The organism is Agrobacterium vitis (genome assembly GCF_014926405.1).
Taxonomy (GTDB): domain Bacteria; phylum Pseudomonadota; class Alphaproteobacteria; order Rhizobiales; family Rhizobiaceae; genus Allorhizobium; species Allorhizobium vitis_H.
Genome location: NZ_JACXXJ020000003.1, coordinates 76,147 through 92,909, shown reverse-complemented (window position 1 = coordinate 92,909; position 16,763 = coordinate 76,147). Strand labels below are relative to the sequence as shown.

Below are 16,763 nucleotides of genomic sequence, written 5' to 3'. Positions count from 1 at the left end.
TTTATTTGCGCCCGTCCAGAACGGCCTTTTGCGGGGACGCATTTGCCGTCACGACAAGCCACGATTGCCGCGCAGGCCACGTCTTCCCGCCCGCAAAATCGAACGGAATTTTTTTCAATTTGTAAATCATCGTTAGAACAGAGCCGGGAGCCGCGCTTTCCAGCCGTCTTTTTTGCGCTACATCATGTATTAAAGAAGGTTCGAATATTTGTAACTGCCCCTTAATTCCTATTGGTTAAGCTAGGTCAGTGAAAGGGAATGGGGATATATGTTGATCAAGCTGCAAAACAGGATCTTGGAAAAGATCGCCAGAGGCGACCCCTTGGCAGAGACCGTTGATTTCCTCTGCTGGTCTGTTGAGGCGCTTATTAATGATATTGTCTGTTCTGTTTTGACATTGGACGATACGGGGCGCCTTCAGCATCTTGCCGGCCCTTCCATTCCCGAGCATTATTCCCAGGCGATCAACGGCTTGGCTTGCGGCGAAGGTGTCGGCTCTTGCGGCACGGCGGCCTTTCGTGGTCGTCCCGTCCTGGTGACCGACATTGAGAACGATCCGTTCTGGGCTGAGTTCAAGGGCCTTGCTTTACCACTGGGTTTTCTGGCGTGCTGGTCAACGCCGATTATTTCCGATGGCCGGGTATTGGGTACGTTTGCCTTCTATTTCCGCCAAAAACGCGGTCCGAGCGAAATCGAGGAAGGCATTGTTTCCGCCTGTGTGCATCTTTGCGCCATCGGCTTGGAGCGCGAGTTGCGGCTGAAAGAGCGCAGACGGCTTGCTTATACCGATGTGCTGACGGGATTGCCAAATCGCACGGGCTTCAATGAAGCGGTGATGAATGAAGACGTGGGACGCAATCCATGGGGATTGCTGCTGGTGGATCTCGATAATCTCAAGCAGGTGAATGATACATTTGGGCACCAGGCTGGCGATGATCTGATCCGCACCGTTGGCTTGCGGTTGAAAGCGATGACCGATTGCGACACCGCATTCCGGCTCGGCGGGGACGAGTTTGCCCTGATCGTCCGCGGGGTTGATTGTGTGGATCTCGGCTACCATGCGGCTCATGTTCTGGCCGTGCTGAAAGAGCCTTGCATTTGCGCCGGCCAGACGGTTTATCCAGCCGGAACCATAGGCGGCGCGGTCGCGCGTGAGGGGCAGAGCGTTGACGATGTTCGCCAGAATGCTGATTTCGCGCTTTATGAAGCCAAGGAACGCTGTCGCGGTCAGTTTGTTGAATATTCGGTCGGCTCAGTTTCGAAAATAGCCCGGCGGTTTCGCTCTTTCCAGCAAGTGAGCGAAGCATTGCGGGAACAGCGGATCGAGACCTATTATCAGCCCGTCGTTGATCTTGCCTCCGGTTCTGTTGTCGGGTTTGAGGCTCTTAGTCGGCTTGCCAGCCGTAACGGCGATATCATTTCCGCCTCGCATTTTCATGAAGCGACCAGCGACGTTCATCTGGCCCGGGCACTGACGGCTTGTGTGTTGGAAAATGTGGCGCGGGATGCTCGCGATTGGCTGGACAGCGGACTTGAATTCGGACGTATCGGTTTGAACGTATCGGCGGGCGATTTTCTGGACGGCTCCCTGACCGAGCGGATAGTCGGCGCAATGGACAAGGTTGGTGTTGGGGTAGATCGCATTGTCGTTGAATTGACGGAGTCGATTTATCTGGGGAATCGCGAGCGCAATGTGGTGGACCAGATCAAGCAATTGCGTCAGGCGGGCATGCTTGTGGCTCTCGACGATTTTGGCACCGGTTTTGCGTCCTTGACGCATCTTCTGACCGTTCCGCTCGATATCATCAAAATCGATCGCTCTTTCATTGCCCGGTTGCTTGAGGAAGAGCCAGCATCGGTCATCGTCGGCGGGCTATTGTCGATTTCCGACCGTTTGAATTTCCGTGTCATCGCGGAGGGTATCGAAACACAGGAGCAGCGTGATTTGCTTTTGCGGCTGGGATGCGAGGAGGGGCAGGGCTATCTCTTCTCCAAGGCGGTGGATCGCAAGGAGGCGGCAGCCATGTTGCGCCGCAAGTCTCTGGACCAACTTCCATCGGTATTGCGCAGCTCTTTAAATGCACGCTTTTTCAATGACCTATCTGCTGATTCTCGGCAGCTTTGTCTGCCAATAAAACAGCCGGCTCGAACGCTTTAAGCAAACCGAGATAGGGCTTGTTGACGGGCGTGGCATAGGCATTGTTTTTAACCGTTCGCAGTCCGAGGGAAACCAGGGTCTCCGCCTGCTTGACGGCGCACGCTACGCCATCAATGACCGGGACTCCGAATTCCTCGCTCAGGGCTTCCGTCAGATCGGCCATCCCGGCACATCCAAGAATGATGGCTTCCGCGCCGTCTTGCGCCAGCGCTCTGGCAATCTCCGCCCGCAGCCGCTCCCGTGCGTTCGAGGATGGATCTTCCAGCGAGAGAACCGGAATATCGGCGGCGCGCACCTTGCAGCGGTCAGATGCGCCATAACGGCGAACGAGGTGTTCGATGGGCAACCGAGACCGCTCCATTGTCGTTACCACACTGAACTTCCGGGCAATGAAGCTGACCGTCGCAATCGCTGCCTCGCAAATACCGATGACGGGAATACCGGCCAATGCACGGGCGGCATCAAGGCCAGTGTCATCGAAACAAGCGATAATTGCGGCATCCGCGCCCTGTTTTTCCCCGTCGGCGAGTTCCATCAGCAGGCCAGGAACAGCCAGCGCCTCGTCATAATAGCCTTCGATGGAGACAGGGCCCATTTGCGAGGTGCGTGGCAGGATTTCGGTTCCTGCATGGGCAACGCGGCGGGCCGCGTCCGCAGCGGTCGCTGTCATGCTTGCGGTTGTATTGGGATTGATAAGCAGAATGCGCATGAAAATCCGATCGAGGGTTGCCCACTCAGGCATGGCCACGAGGCCGGCTGACCCGGCGAATGAGGAAAATCGTCAGGGCAATGACCAGAAAGGAAAACACCGTCGTCACCGTACCCAGCGCATAGAGAACCGGTGTGGTGACATTGGTCGTCATGCCGTAGATTTCCAGTGGCAGGGTGTTGAAGCTGCCTGACGTCATCAGCGTTCGGGCGAATTCGTCATAGGAGAGCGAAAAGCCAAACAGGCCAACACCAATCAGGCTGGGCGCGATCATCGGCAGTAAAACGTAGCGAAACGTTTGCCATGAGGATGCGCCAAGGTCGCGGGCCGCCTCTTCATAGGCGGGTGAAAAGCGGTTGAAGACAGCGAACATGATCAACACACCAAAGGGCAGGGTCCAGGTCAAATGCGCGCCGAAGGCGGAACTGTACCAGCTTGGCTGGAAGCCCAATTGCTGGAAGACGACTCCGATGCCGAGCGAAATGATGATCGACGGCACGACCAGGCTGGCAACGGCCAGATAGAACAGCACTGTTGCGCCATGGAATTTGCGGCGAAACGCCAGGCCCGCCAGCAGCGACACCAGTACGGTGACCGCCATCACCATCAACCCGAGTGTGATCGAACGTTTGATGGCGCCGCCAAAATCGCCGACGGCCTGGGTTTCGAATAGATTGGCGAACCAATGCAGCGAGACACCATTGAGCGGAAAGGTCAGGCCACCATTTTCTCCCTGGAACGACAGGATGAGGATCGCCGAGAGCGGCCCATAGAGAAACAGCACGAAGAGCGCAAAGAATATAGCGAGCAGATAGAATTCGCGGCTGCGTTTTTCCCTGATCATGGCTTACAGCTCCTTGCGGATATCGACGATGCGCAAGATCCCCGCGACCATCAGCAGGACGAGGATCAGCAGCACCACGGCATTGGCGGCGGCGGCTGGATATTGCAGCAGCGACATCTGGTTCTTCATGATCAGCGCTACCGAGGCGCTCTGGCCGCCGGACATCACTTGCACCGTCGAAAAATCGGCCATGGTCAGGGTGACGACGAAAATCGTGCCGATAGCCATGCCGGGCTTGGCCAGCGGCAGAATGACATTGGTGAGGATTTGCAGGCTCGAAGCACCTGCGTCCCTTGCGGCTTCCACCAGCGCCTTGTCGATCCGCATCAGCGTATTGAAGATCGGCGTGACCATGAACAGGGTGTAGAGATGTACCATGGCCAGCACCACGGCAAAGTCTGAATAAAGTAGCCACTCCAGCGGCTGGGGAATGATGCCGGTCCCGACCAGCGCCTGGTTGACCAATCCATTGCGGCCCAGAACCGGAATCCAGGAAATCATCCGGATGATGTTCGAGGTCAGGAACGGCACGGTGCAGATCAGGAAAAGCACGCTCTGCATGGCGGCGCTACGGATGTGGAAGGCGAGAAAATAGGCGACCCAAAAACCGATGAACAGCGTCAGGAGCCAGACAATAGCGGCGAATTTCAGCGTGTTCAGATAGGTTTTCCAGGTGACCCAGGAACCAAGCGTTTCCGCATAATTGAAGGTGACAAAACCGGGATACATCTGGGCGAAGTCATAATCCCAAAAGCTGACAATGACGATCATCAGGATTGGCAACAGTAGGAAGCCGCCGAGGATAAGCGCCAGGGGGGCTGCTTGAAGATAGGCTGTCAGCCAGGCAGGCACGCGGATTTCGCGCCTTGGCTTTGGCTTGCCGACGCCTATAAACCGCACTGTTGCCATCGCTCGTCTCCCTGTCGTCTTTGGGGCTGCCGTATGTCTTCCCCGCGAACGGGGAAGACATGGTTTCTATGGATATGATCAGGCGGCGATGAACTCGTTCCAGCGTCGAACCATGTAACGGTCCTCGTCCATGACGGAATTCCAGCAGGCAACCTTGCCCATGCGCTCTTCGAAGGAGCCGCCGTCGCGTACGGCACCGGCCTTTTCCATCACCTTGCCTTCAGGAGACATGATGTCGCCCTGGGCTGGCTTGCCTTCGATCCAGTAACCCCATTCATCCGCGGACATGAAGTTCTTGGCGGTTTCCATGCAGGCCGAATAATAGCCCTGGCGGTTCAGGTAGCCGCCGACCCAGCCGGACGTGTACCAATTGATGTATTCATAGGCCGCATCGAGCTGCGCGCCTTTCAGATGCGCCGCAAGACCCAGCCCGCCGCCCCAGGCGCGGTAGCCTTCCTTCAGCGGTTGATATTTGCAGGCGATGCCCTTGGAGCGGACAGCGGCAACGGCTGGCGACCACATGGATTGGATGACGACTTCGCCCGAAGCCATCAGGTTGACGCTTTCATCGAAGCTCTTCCAGAAGGCGCGGAACTGGCCGCTCTGCTTGGCCTTGATCAGGAAATCGATGGTCTTGTCGATCTCGGCCTTGGTCATGTTGCCCTTGTCGGCATATTTGATATTGCCCATGGCTTCCATGATCATCGCGGCATCCATTATTCCGATCGATGGAATGTTGAGGATCGACGTCTTGCCCTTGAAAGCGGGGTCCATGATATCGGCCCAGCTGGTGATGTCGCGGCCAACGAGGTCTGGGCGAATGCCGAGCGTGTCGGCATTGTAGATGGTCGGCACCATCGTCATCCATTCGGTCGGAGCCTTGGCGAAGGTTTTCGCGCCGGGCTTTTCGACGAAGCCGACGGTGTGTGGCGCTGTGCCCTGGGCAATGACGCTTTCCGGCTTCAGTTTGCCGTTGATGAACAGCGGTACGATCTTGTCGTAATATTTGAGCTTCTTGACTTCCATCGGCTGCAAGACGCCTGATGGGAAGACTTTCTTGGCGATCCAGTATTCGACATCGGCAATGTCATAGGAGTTCGGCTGGGTCACGGCGCGCTGGGCGGCGGCGTCAGAATCCGTCGCCGTCATTTCCAGGGTGATGCCGAGGTCGGCCTTGCACTTTTCGGCGATGGCATTGATGTTTGAAACGCCGGTGCCAAATTGACGAAGGGTGATCTTGGTCTGCGCCCAGATGGTCGGAAAGCCAGTGATGGCGCCGGAACCGGCGGCAAGACCCGCTGCGGCGGCCCCCGTCTTCAAAATCGAACGGCGGGTCACGCCGGATTTTGGCTTTTTGGTATCAGTCATGGAAGTTCTCCTCTGGTTATTGGTTGATTATTTCAGCGCCGGTTTGCCGAGAACGATGGCGTCATCGGCCTCCCAGCAAACGGCAATGGCTTCGCCTACCTTGACCGGATGTGCGTGGAAGGCGGCATCGGTCAGGATGGCGGTAAAGTCTTCGATGCCCGCACCGCTCAGCATCAGCTTCACGGTGGAACCTCGATATTCGACATTGGTGACAGAGCCGGTGAATCCGAGGCCCGGGACCTGGCTCTGGCCAATCCGCACATGGTCAGTGCGCACCGCTATGTCGGCGGGTTCGCCGATGGCGGCTTTGCCGGAAGCTGCGAAATCCGCCCCGCCTGCGACTGATATCATCGCGATCTCATCGGAAACGCTCGTGACTCGGCCTGAAATGACATTGTGATCGCCCATGAAACGAGCGACGAATGCTGAGGCCGGGCGCTCGAATACGGTGCGGGGATCGGCAGCCTGTTCGATGCGGCCATCGTTCATGATAACGATCAGGTCGGCGAGCGCCATGGCCTCTTCCTGGCTATGGGTCACATGCACGAAGGTGATGCCGAGCGAGGTCTGGAGTTTCTTCAACTCGGCTCGCATGCGGATTTTCAAAAATGGATCGAGTGCTGACAAAGGCTCGTCCAGAAGAAGCGCTTCCGGATCGGTAATCAACGCGCGTGCCAGCGCCACACGCTGCTGCTGTCCGCCGGAAAGCTGGGCGGGGCGCCGGTCCGCATAGGCCTCCAGTTGCATCAATTGCAGCATCTCCATCGCCTTGGCGCTGCGGGTGGCTTTGTCGATACCCTTCATTTTCAGGCTGAAGGCGACATTTTCGGTGAGGTCGAGATGAGGAAACAACGCGTAGGACTGGAACATCATCGCTGTGCCGCGCGCGGCGGGCGCGAGATCGGTGATGTTGGTGTTGCCCAGCAGGATATCACCTGTCGTGACGGTCTCGTGTCCGGCAATCATCCGTAACGTCGATGTCTTGCCGCAACCGGAAGGGCCGAGTAGGCAGCAATAGGTGCCAGCTGGAATTTTCAGGCTGATGCTGTGGACGGCTGTCGTATGGCCGTAAACCTTGGTAACGGCGGCAATATCGATGGCGGCGGCTTGTTTCATGCTGCGATCCCTTGATGACCGCTGCTTTACATGCATCTTACGTGCCAGATGCTTGTGGCCTTTGGAAAACCTAGAAAATCCTGTCGGCTTCCACTGAATACCCATGGAATTTTTCGGGTCGTCATCACTGTTGCGCAAAAATCGTGCGATTGTTTGCATTAATTGGTCAAATTGTACGCAATAGATTTTTTGCCTGTCAGCAATCAGTGACTTTCCGAGTTTGTCAGTTCAATGTACAAAGGCAGGCATCAGCACGGGTGACGCTATGAAGCTTGACGAAAAAATCAGTTTTCACGATTCAAATTTGGAAGACCGTGCGTTCACCATCCGCGAATCCCTACGAAATGCGATTATCGACCGGCGTTTAACGCCCGGAACCAAGCTTTCCGAGGCGGAAGTGGGCCTTCTGTTCGATGTCAGTCGCACCGTTGTGCGCAGTGCTCTGCAAATGCTTGCATTCGAAGGGTTGATAAAGACGGAACGAAATAGGGGTGCTTTTGTATCCAATCCGAGCCCCGAAGAAGCAGTGCAGGTGTTCGCCTGCCGCCGAATGATCGAACCTGGTATTGTTCTGGCAGCTGTCGAGCGGCTGACGGAGGACGATCTGGTTGCTTTTCGTGCCCAGTTGGAAGATGAACAACGCCATCTGCACCAGCGCGGGCCTGCGGCGAGGCGCGCCGAAATAAAGGCCTCGGGCGATTTCCATCTGATGCTGGCCAAAGTTGCCGGCAATGCCATCCTGCAAAAATTCATGGATGAACTGGTGGCCCGATCATCGTTGGTCATCGCCCTTTATGGTGGATCTGGCGTTTCCAGTTGCGGTCATAATGAGCATGAACAGATACTTGAGGCTCTTGTGCGGCGGGATGCCAAGCATGCAAGTGCGCTGATGCTGCATCACATTGATCATATCGAAGCGGATCTGGATTTGCGGGTGCGGGAAGGTTTGGCATTGAAGGACGCCTTGGGACTTTAGCGCCCTTTTGGCCTTTTTATGGTCGAGTTGTCAGGCTCAAGTCAGCGTTTAATGTTTCAGGTGCTAGTCAGGCAAGGATGCGAGATCGTAGATCTTGAATTTGGTATTGGAGAGAATAGTCTGTCCTGGGCAGCGATTCCACCGCCTGACAGATCAAAATAGTGCGGCGGGTTTTTGAAATGCTCTATCCAGTGAGGTTCGTCTATCGTCGGTCCTCGGTTAAATTCGGCAGTACGACCATGCGGTCATTTCAACTGTCCAGGTTGACGAGGCCCTATCTCGGCGACAAATACCGGTTTGAAATGGCGGCCCTGCCGAACAAGCGAATACCTGGATTGCAAATGCTATGGGCTAGCCTTCAGCCTAAAGATGCGATTTATGTGTTTACCAAGCGTGCGGCGCTTTCCATTGGCGCATCGGCGCTGGAAATTCTGCATGGCCGAAGCCGGGGCATATGTTTTGACTATGTCGATACGCCCCTGGATAAGATGGTTTTCAATCATGTCGATATGCATCTCGCCAGTTCACATATGGCGCGTGATGCGATGCACGCCAGACTGACAAACACGCCTGGTGCAAAAGGGCAGGTTGGACTGCTGCTGCATGGTGCCGATGAACGCATCTACGCCATGGGCAACCAGCGCCGTACCGATTATCGCGCCGGTTATTTCGGCTTTCTGAAGAATACCGTCAGGACGCCTCAAATTGAAAAATCAGTCGATTTTCATGACGCGGCTTTCAGCGATTCCATGCGCCAGATCATCGCGCGTATGGGTGACTATAGTTTGCATTACTGCATTCGCGCGCCCCAGACGGAGACGTTGGCGAGGTGTTATAAACCCTTTACCAAGGGTGTGATCGCGGCGGCCTGTGGTGCAAATGTGCTGGTGAATGCGGCTCAGGACGATGCCCTTGCATTTCTGGGTGAGGATTATCCCTATCTCGTCCAAGGAGAAGGGGAGGACGAGATTATCGAGGTTTTGCAACGGGCGCGAAGCACCCATGGTAAAAATGATTGGCTGCGCGCCCGCCGCGCAATGGATCATTTTCTGGATCAAGTCAGCCCAAAAGCAATGGCTATGCAGATGGATGAAATATTTACGACTTTGCTGAGATAATAAAGTCTTGCTAAACCGGTCAGATGTGATCGGAATTATATGAAATTGTAATAACTGCTGGATGGTCTAGGTCTGGGATCGGCGGGGGTTGGAAATGGAGAATAAGCGTAGAGATCATCGTGTCCGAACCTTACAAGCGGCGCGCATAATCTTGAAAAACGGGTTTTCGACCTTTAGCTGCACCGTCAAGAATATTTCGTCCGGTGGCGCGAAGCTGGCTGGAGATAATTTTGTCAATGTTCCCGATGAATTCGATTTACTGATGGATGGCGGGCGCAAGGTCCATTGTGTCGTCCGGTGGCGGAAGATAACGGAAATCGGCGTGGAATTCGCCTGACCGGCATTCAACAGCGTCCCACAGGTGGAAAAATTCGATAGCAGGCCATGATTGAGTTCAACAGCAGTGCTGTCGATATTGCCCGCGACCTTATCGGCGCTGAGCTTTTCGTGGACGGTGTCGGCGGCATGATCGTCGAAACCGAGGCCTATGAACGCGATGATCCGGCATCCCATAGCTTTCGAGGACTCACACCGCGCAATAATTCGATGTTTGGTCCAGCCGGACATGTCTATGTCTACCGTTCCTACGGCATCCACTGGTGCTTGAATATCGTTTGCCGGCCCGGCAGTGCGGTTTTGATCCGGGCGCTCGCGCCAAGCCACGGCTTGGATGTCATGCAAGCGCGGCGTGGCAACGTGGCGCCACGTTTTCTATGCGCCGGGCCGGGCCGTCTGGCCCAGGCTTTGGGCATCACCGTTCAACACAATGGCTTGCCTCTCGCCTTGCCACCATTTCAGCTTGAGCCTGCCAAAATCTGTCCAAGCGTGGTGATCGGTCCTCGCATTGGCATTACCAAAGCGGTCGATCACCCCTGGCGCTTTGGTTTGGCGGGGTCTAAATTTCTAAGCAAGCCTTTTCCTGCTGTCCTCTAGCGCCATATCCGCCAGACGGATTATGGTTTCGCGTTGATGAGCATGCAAACGACTGGATAAGCTGATGGTGCTGGTACTGGATGCAGTAAAAAAAACATACCGCACATCGGAAGGTCCTTTGGAGGTTCTCAAAGGTGTCAGCCTGACCCTGGCCGCAGGGCGAACCATGGCATTGACTGGGGAATCCGGCAGCGGAAAAAGTACATTGCTTCATCTGGCGGGCGGGCTGGACAGCGCCGATGCCGGGAAGCTTTGCGTGGATGGGGAAGATATCGATGCGCTCGATGATAAAGGTCGCGCCCGGTTGCGGCGTGGCACAGTCGGGTTGATTTTTCAGCAGTTCAACCTGATCCCTTCGCTGGATGTACGAGCCAACCTGGCCTTTCATGCTCGGCTGGGTGAGCGTTACGATGGCCGATGGCAGACGGAATTGACGGAACGTTTGGGGCTTTCTGCGCTTCTGACGCGCTATCCCGAGCAACTCTCCGGCGGCCAGCAACAGCGTGTCGCCATCGGTCGGACACTTGCTGTCCGGCCAAAACTGGTTCTGGCCGATGAGCCGACGGGCAATCTTGATGAAGAGACAGGCAATGCGGTTATGGCCTTGATGCTATCCCTGGTACGGGAGACGGGGGCAGCCCTGTTGATGGTGACACATTCCCCTCGGTTGGCTGTCATGCTGGATGAAAACCTGCATTTGCGTGCCGGGCGGGTGGCCTGATGCTGCGCACGGCTTTTCTGGCTTTGCTGTCGCATTGGCGGCGCAAGCCGCTTCAATTGGCCATGCTGCTCCTCGGTTTGTCGCTGGCGACAGCACTTTGGTCGGGGGTGCAGGCGATCAATGCGGAGGCGCGGGCCTCTTATGCGCGGGCGGCCGCGATGCTTGGGCAAAATCGCCTGTCGGATATCCAAAGCAAGGATGGCAGGCCCATCCCCATCTCGACCTATGTCGCGCTGCGGCGGGCGGGGCTGCTGGTTTCCCCGGTTCTTGAAGGAGAGATGCGACTTGGCACGTTTCGCCTGCGGTTGATCGGCATAGATCCCCTAACGATCCCGTCGGTCGCCCAGCCAGTCGATTTGCGCGGCGATGGCAATATCAATCGTTTCCTGCTTCCACCGGGGCAGATCGCGGTTTCGCAAGCGACCGCAGATGCCCTCCAAGGGCAATCGCTGCCGCCCCTTGATATCGTCAAGGATATTCCTTTTGCAACCGGGTTTACCGATATCGGCAGGGCGCAAGCCTTGCTGGCAAAACGCGATGGGTTGACCCGGTTGATCGTCTCGCCGGAACAGCCGATTTCGCAACAGCAACTGGCGGTATTGGCGCCTGAGCTGCGCTTGAAATCCCCTGATGGCGAAGGGGATCTTGCACGATTAACGGACAGTTTTCATCTCAACCTGACGGCCTTCGGACTGCTGTCTTTCGTGGTCGGACTGTTCATCGTCTATGCCGCGGTGCGGCTGGCTTTCGAACAGAGACGGCCCACCTTTCGCACACTTCGATCTCTCGGTCTCTCGGCCAGCGCACTCATGCTCCTGCTTTTCCTGGAACTGCTGGTCTTTGCATTGGCTGCGGGCGTCGCGGGCGTGGCGCTTGGCTATGTCGTAGCCTCTGCCTTGCTGCCGGATGTGGCACTGACACTAAGGGGCCTTTACGGCGCCGATGTTCCTGGCACGCTGGCTTTTCGGCCCCAATGGTGGGCGACAGGCATCGGTATTGCCGTGGTCGGCACGCTGGCGTCCGCCGGGCAAAGCCTCTGGCAGGTCTGGCGCATGCCCTTGCTGGCCCCGGCCCAACCCCGCGCCTGGGCCATCGCATCGGAGCGTGCCTGGTTTCTCCAGGCGCTGGCGTCCGCCGTGCTATTTGCGGTGACGCTGATCTTGATGAAATTCGGCAATGGCTTGGTGGCTGGTTTTGCTACACTGGGAGCGCTTTTACTGGCCTCGGCTCTGGCCCTGCCAGTCATTCTGGTGCCTGTCCTTCGGTTAATGCAGGTGCTGGCAAAACGACCGGTTTGGCAATGGTTCTGGGCCGATACCCGCCAGCAATTGCCCAGCCTTTCCCTAGCTTTGATGGCGCTTCTTCTGGCGTTATCGGCAAATGTCGGGGTTGGAACCATGGTGTCCAGCTTTCGTCTGACCTTTGTCGGCTGGCTCGATCAAAGACTGGCCGCTGAGCTTTACGTGACGGCGCGCAACGATGGCGAGACCGAGCGTTTGCAGGCCTGGCTTGCCCCTCGGGTGAAGGCTGTGCTGCCGATCTGGAATACGCAAGGAGAGGTCGGCAGCAAGACAGTTGTCATTCATGGCGTGGTCGATGATGCGACCTACCGCGATCACTGGCCGATGCTTGCCGCCACGCCGGATGTCTGGGACAGGTTAGCCCTAGGTGAAGGGGCCTTGATCAATGAACAGATGATGCGCCGCGAGGGCTTGGCGGTGGGTGATGAGATCACGCTGCCCGGTGGCTGGAAGCCCCGTATTCTCGGTGTCTATTCCGATTATGGCAATCCCAATGAGGATGTGATCGTCGCTCAATCGGAATTGGTCAGCCGTTTTTCCGATCTTTCGCGGTTGCGGTTCGGGCTGCGGATACGGCCAGAACAGACCAGCGCCCTGCGTGAGGCTTTAATGACTGAATTCGGCTTGCCGCCCGACAACGTCGTGGATCAGGCGGTGATCAAGGCGCGATCACTGGCGATTTTCGAAAAGACCTTCGCCGTTACAGCCGCTCTCAATGTGTTGACGCTGGGGGTCGCGGGGCTTGCGATGTTTGCCAGCCTCATGACACTGTCAGGCATGAGGCTGCCCCAGATCGCTCCGGTCTGGGCAATGGGTCTGACCCGTCGCGCGATAACCGGGTTGGAACTTGCCCGTACTCTTATCCTCGCAGGCTTTACACTCGTTGCCGCGCTGCCTGTGGGACTTGGACTGGCCTGGGTTTTGTTGGCTGTGGTCAATGTCGAGGCCTTTGGTTGGCGCTTGCCAATGCATGTGTTTCCAGTCCAGTGGCTATGGTTGGGAGGGTTTGCACTGTTGGCCTCGCTGCTCTCGGCACTGATCCCACTTGCTGGTATTGCCCGATTGAAGCCATCGGATTTATTGAAAGTCTTTGCCAATGAACGCTAACATTCGTCGGTTCATGATTTTCGTTCTGGCGCTGCTGCTTGGCGGTAATCCGGTTTTCGCCCAGGGCTTTGCCGGTCTTGGTGCGAAGGCTGGCGATGGTTTCGCCTTGCCGCAGCCAGGCCAACCGCTTGCGTTTCCAATGGATCATGGCCCGCACCAGAATTACCGGATCGAGTGGTGGTATGTGACAGCCAATCTGACCGGGCCGGATGGGCGTGATTACGGAGTCCAATGGACGCTGTTTCGTTCAGCATTGAAACCGGGCGAGGCGGAGGGCTGGAACAGTCCACAAATCTGGATGGGCCATGCGGCCTTGACAACGAAGGACCATCATTACGCTACGGAAAAGTTTGCGCGTGGAGGAATAGGTCAGGCGGGCGTGGCGCTTGGGCCGTTTTCCGCCTGGATCGATGATTGGTCGCTCACGACAAGACCACAGACCGTAAACACTGGCGATGCCCTGTCCTCCTTGACCATGAAGGCCAAGGGCGCCGATTTTTCCTACGATCTCGCCCTGCAGGCCACAGGTCCTCTGGTGGCGCAGGGAGATCATGGCTACTCTGTGAAATCAGCGGAAGGGCAGGCGAGCTATTATTATTCCCAGCCCTTTTATGAGGTGAACGGTATCTTGAACCTGCCTGACGGCCCTGTCCCTGTGACGGGCAAGGCTTGGCTGGATCGGGAATGGTCTTCGCAGCCTCTTTCCGCCGACCAGAAAGGCTGGGATTGGTTCTCCCTCCACTTCGATGACGGCGCAAAACTGATGGGTTATCATCTGCGTGGCAAGGGTGACGATTATACCGTCTCCACCTGGATCACGCCACAGGGTGTGCCGGAGCCAATGCGCCCCGGTGCGCTCAAGCTGACGGTGGTAAAACAAACGCAGGTTGCGGGTCGCACCATGCCAGTGGAGTGGCAACTGGAACTGCCCGAAAAAGCCATGTCGATCCGCACCACGCCCGTAAACGCGCAAAGCTGGATGCCACTGGCGTTTCCCTATTGGGAAGGCCCGATCCGCTTTTCGGGCAGCCATGCTGGTACCGGTTATCTTGAAATGACCGGATATTGAACCCAAACGGTCTTCTGGTCATATGGCATGCGCTTTGCTTTCTGGTATTTACAGTAGGTCGTACGACCGGCCCATGATAATCATGGGGTCGGATTGGCATGGGCAGGCGTATCGAGCATTTGCACGCTCCGTCTGGCAAGGAGAACGGTGATGGCATCTTATTCGATCATCCTTGGGCGGCAACGCCATGTATTTGACGATCTGAAAAGTCTGATGGCCTGTGCTTCCCCACCGAAGTCCGGGGATCAATTGGCCGGGATTGCCGCAAGCAGCAATGAGCGCCGGGTCGCGGCCCGCTATGTGCTTGCCGATCTTCCCTTGAAGACTTTTCTTCAGGATATGCTGATTCCCTATGAGATCGACGAGGTTACCCGGTTGATCATCGATAGCCATGACGTCGCAGCGTTTGCGCCTGTCTCCCATATGACCGTTGGTCAATTTCGTGACTGGCTGCTGTCTTATGAGGCAACAAGCGAAGTTCTGGCAGCGCTTGCCCCCGGACTGACACCGGAAATGGTAGCGGCTGTTTCCAAGCTGATGCGTAATCACGATCTGATCACGGTTGCGGCGAAATGCAGTGTTATCACCGCATTTCGCTCGACAATCGGGCTTTCGGGCCGGCTTTCCAGTCGGTTGCAGCCCAACCATCCGACCGACGATCCGGAGGGGGTGGCTGGCTCAACCTTGGATGGTCTGCTCTATGGTGTTGGTGATGCGGTGATCGGCATCAATCCGGCCAGTGATAATCTCGAAGCCTGTACAAGGTTGATGCATCTGTTCGACAAACTCAGAGACCGCTTCGAAATACCGACGCAGTCCTGTGTCCTGACCCATGTAACAACCTCGATCCAGGCGATCGAGGCAGGCGCCCCGCTCGATCTCGTCTTTCAATCGGTGGCGGGGACGCAGGCTGCTAACAAGGGTTTTGGCGTCGATCTCGCGGTTTTACGTGAGGGGCGCGAGGCCGCGCTGTCGTTGAAACGTGGCACCGTTGGTGACAATGTCATGTATCTGGAGACCGGGCAGGGCAGCGCGTTGTCGGCTGATGCCCATCACGGCGTCGATGAACAGACGTTGGAGGTTCGGGCTTATGCCGTGGCGCGGGAGGTCAAGCCGCTGCTGGTCAATACAGTTGTCGGCTTCATTGGGCCGGAATATCTTTATGATGCCAAGCAGATTATTCGCGCCGGTCTTGAAGATCATTTCTGCGGCAAATTGCTCGGCGTGCCGATGGGCGTCGATGTCTGCTATACCAACCATGCCGAAGCTGATCAGGATGACATGGACAACCTGATGGTGCTCCTGACCGTAGCGGGCGTGAACTTCCTGATTGCCGTGCCGGGTGCAGACGATGTCATGCTCAATTATCAAAGCCTGTCCTATCATGATATTGTCGGTCTTCGTCACCAGTTCAACCGTCCGCCCGCGCCGGAGTTCGAAGCCTGGCTGAAGCGGATGGGGATGATTGATCGATCCGGTCGACTGGCGCCATTGCCCCAATCCAATGCTTTTTCTCGTAACCTTCTATCTTACAAGGCATCGGCATGAGCAATTCCGTCGATTTCGACCCGTTTGCAAGGTTTCGCAGCGCCACTCGGGCGCGCATAGGCCTTGGCCGTGCAGGCGATGCGATGCCAACACAGGCCGTTCTGGAGTTTCAACTGGCCCATGCCAGGGCGCGCGATGCCGTCCACGGAGAAGTGGATTTCGAGAAACTGGCGACAGCGCTGGCACCCGTTAAAACTGTTCTGGTTCATTCCTTGGCAAAAGATCGGGCGACATATCTGACGCGCCCCGACCTTGGACGTATGCCGGATAGCCATGACCTTCCGGCACCGGGCAAGACCTACGAAATTGCCTTCATCATCGCGGATGGCCTTTCTGCTGCCGCAGTGGAGCGCCATGCCGCATCGGTCTATGAGGCCACGGTGCGCCGGCTCGGAGGGTTTTCAGTCGCCCCGGTCGTCCTTGGAAAGCAGGCGCGTGTCGCTTTCGGTGATGAAGCCGCGGCGGCCTTCGGCGCGCAAGTTGCTATCGTTCTGATTGGAGAGCGGCCGGGTCTTAGCGTTCCTGATAGTCTTGGCGCGTATATTACGTTTGGGCCGCGTAAAGGACGGCGCGATAGTGAGCGCAACTGCATTTCCAATATTCATGACGACGGATTGTCTTATGAATCGGCGGCGGAAAAGATTTCCTGGCTGGTGAAGGAGGCCTTACGGTTGAAACTCTCAGGTGTCGACCTGAAGGAAAACGCCGTGGATGGTATCTCACTCCCGCATGGCGCGAAATCGTTGACCTAAATAACTGATAAAAAATAATTTTAATCTCTGAGTACTTTGATTAGCCCAGCTTTTCTTCAGCTTCTGGGGCTGACTTGACGCGACTCGCTGCATGCGGCACATTTACGATGAAACGTTCGATATGTCTTTTGTTG

At 56.5% G+C, this 16,763-nt stretch carries 15 protein-coding genes; 10 read left to right on the top strand and 5 right to left on the bottom strand.

The features are described from left to right. Nucleotides 1–268 precede the first annotated feature (268 nt). The gene (locus tag IEI95_RS02040) at nt 269–2,158 is read left to right on the top strand and encodes a GGDEF domain-containing protein (RefSeq protein ID WP_194415702.1); all 1,890 of its coding nucleotides are present in this window, start codon (nt 269–271) and stop codon (nt 2,156–2,158) included. On the opposite strand, the gene IEI95_RS02035 is transcribed toward IEI95_RS02040, so the two are convergent. The 5 genes from IEI95_RS02035 to IEI95_RS02015 all read right to left on the bottom strand — a co-directional run bounded on the left by IEI95_RS02035 (nt 2,091) and on the right by IEI95_RS02015 (nt 7,104). Continuing rightward, a complete protein-coding gene (locus IEI95_RS02035; protein ID WP_156533627.1) occupies nt 2,091–2,867 on the bottom strand; it encodes an aspartate/glutamate racemase family protein in 777 nt (258 codons plus the stop codon). The two genes, IEI95_RS02040 and IEI95_RS02035, sit on opposite strands and share 68 nt — an antisense overlap. Nucleotides 2,868–2,892: 25 nt before the next feature. Further along, the gene (locus tag IEI95_RS02030) at nt 2,893–3,711 is read right to left on the bottom strand and encodes an ABC transporter permease (protein WP_156533628.1); all 819 of its coding nucleotides are present in this window, start codon (nt 3,709–3,711) and stop codon (nt 2,893–2,895) included. Nucleotides 3,712–3,714: 3 nt separating this feature from the next. Next, a complete protein-coding gene (locus IEI95_RS02025) occupies nt 3,715–4,620 on the bottom strand; it encodes an ABC transporter permease (RefSeq protein ID WP_156533629.1) in 906 nt (301 codons plus the stop codon). A 78-nt stretch (nt 4,621–4,698) separates the two neighbouring features. Next, entirely contained in the window at nt 4,699–5,988 is a 1,290-nt protein-coding gene (locus IEI95_RS02020; protein ID WP_156533630.1) for an ABC transporter substrate-binding protein, read from the bottom strand. 27 nt (nt 5,989–6,015) lie between these two features. Then, entirely contained in the window at nt 6,016–7,104 is a 1,089-nt protein-coding gene (locus IEI95_RS02015) for an ABC transporter ATP-binding protein (RefSeq protein WP_041698731.1), read from the bottom strand. A gap of 265 nt (nt 7,105–7,369) precedes the next feature. On the opposite strand from IEI95_RS02015, the gene IEI95_RS02010 reads away from it, so the two are divergent. From IEI95_RS02010 to eutC, 9 genes are all read left to right on the top strand, one after another. Beyond that, entirely contained in the window at nt 7,370–8,080 is a 711-nt protein-coding gene (locus IEI95_RS02010; RefSeq protein ID WP_071207056.1) for a GntR family transcriptional regulator, read from the top strand. Between the two features lie 302 nt (nt 8,081–8,382). Next, nucleotides 8,383–9,198, top strand: coding sequence for a hypothetical protein (locus tag IEI95_RS02005; RefSeq protein ID WP_194415700.1), 816 nt, complete (start codon nt 8,383–8,385; stop codon nt 9,196–9,198). Between the two features lie 94 nt (nt 9,199–9,292). After that, a complete protein-coding gene (locus IEI95_RS02000) occupies nt 9,293–9,535 on the top strand; it encodes a PilZ domain-containing protein (RefSeq protein ID WP_041698735.1) in 243 nt (80 codons plus the stop codon). A 47-nt stretch (nt 9,536–9,582) separates the two neighbouring features. Next, nucleotides 9,583–10,131, top strand: coding sequence for a DNA-3-methyladenine glycosylase (locus tag IEI95_RS01995; protein ID WP_156533633.1), 549 nt, complete (start codon nt 9,583–9,585; stop codon nt 10,129–10,131). A 64-nt stretch (nt 10,132–10,195) separates the two neighbouring features. Beyond that, nucleotides 10,196–10,852, top strand: a complete 657-nt coding sequence (locus tag IEI95_RS01990) for an ABC transporter ATP-binding protein (protein WP_156533634.1) — start codon at nt 10,196–10,198, stop codon at nt 10,850–10,852. Further along, nucleotides 10,852–13,260, top strand: a complete 2,409-nt coding sequence (locus IEI95_RS01985; protein ID WP_156533635.1) for an ABC transporter permease — start codon at nt 10,852–10,854, stop codon at nt 13,258–13,260. Before IEI95_RS01990 ends, IEI95_RS01985 begins: the two co-directional genes overlap by 1 nt. Beyond that, a complete protein-coding gene (locus tag IEI95_RS01980) occupies nt 13,250–14,329 on the top strand; it encodes a lipocalin-like domain-containing protein (RefSeq protein ID WP_156533636.1) in 1,080 nt (359 codons plus the stop codon). The genes IEI95_RS01985 and IEI95_RS01980 overlap by 11 nt, the downstream gene beginning before the upstream one ends. 150 nt (nt 14,330–14,479) lie before the next feature. Next, complete coding sequence (locus IEI95_RS01975) at nt 14,480–15,877, top strand: ethanolamine ammonia-lyase subunit EutB (protein WP_156533637.1); 1,398 nt, start codon at nt 14,480–14,482, stop codon at nt 15,875–15,877. Further along, nucleotides 15,874–16,629, top strand: coding sequence for an ethanolamine ammonia-lyase subunit EutC (gene eutC, locus IEI95_RS01970; RefSeq protein WP_156533638.1), 756 nt, complete (start codon nt 15,874–15,876; stop codon nt 16,627–16,629). The genes IEI95_RS01975 and eutC overlap by 4 nt, the downstream gene beginning before the upstream one ends. Nucleotides 16,630–16,763: the final 134 nt, after the last annotated feature.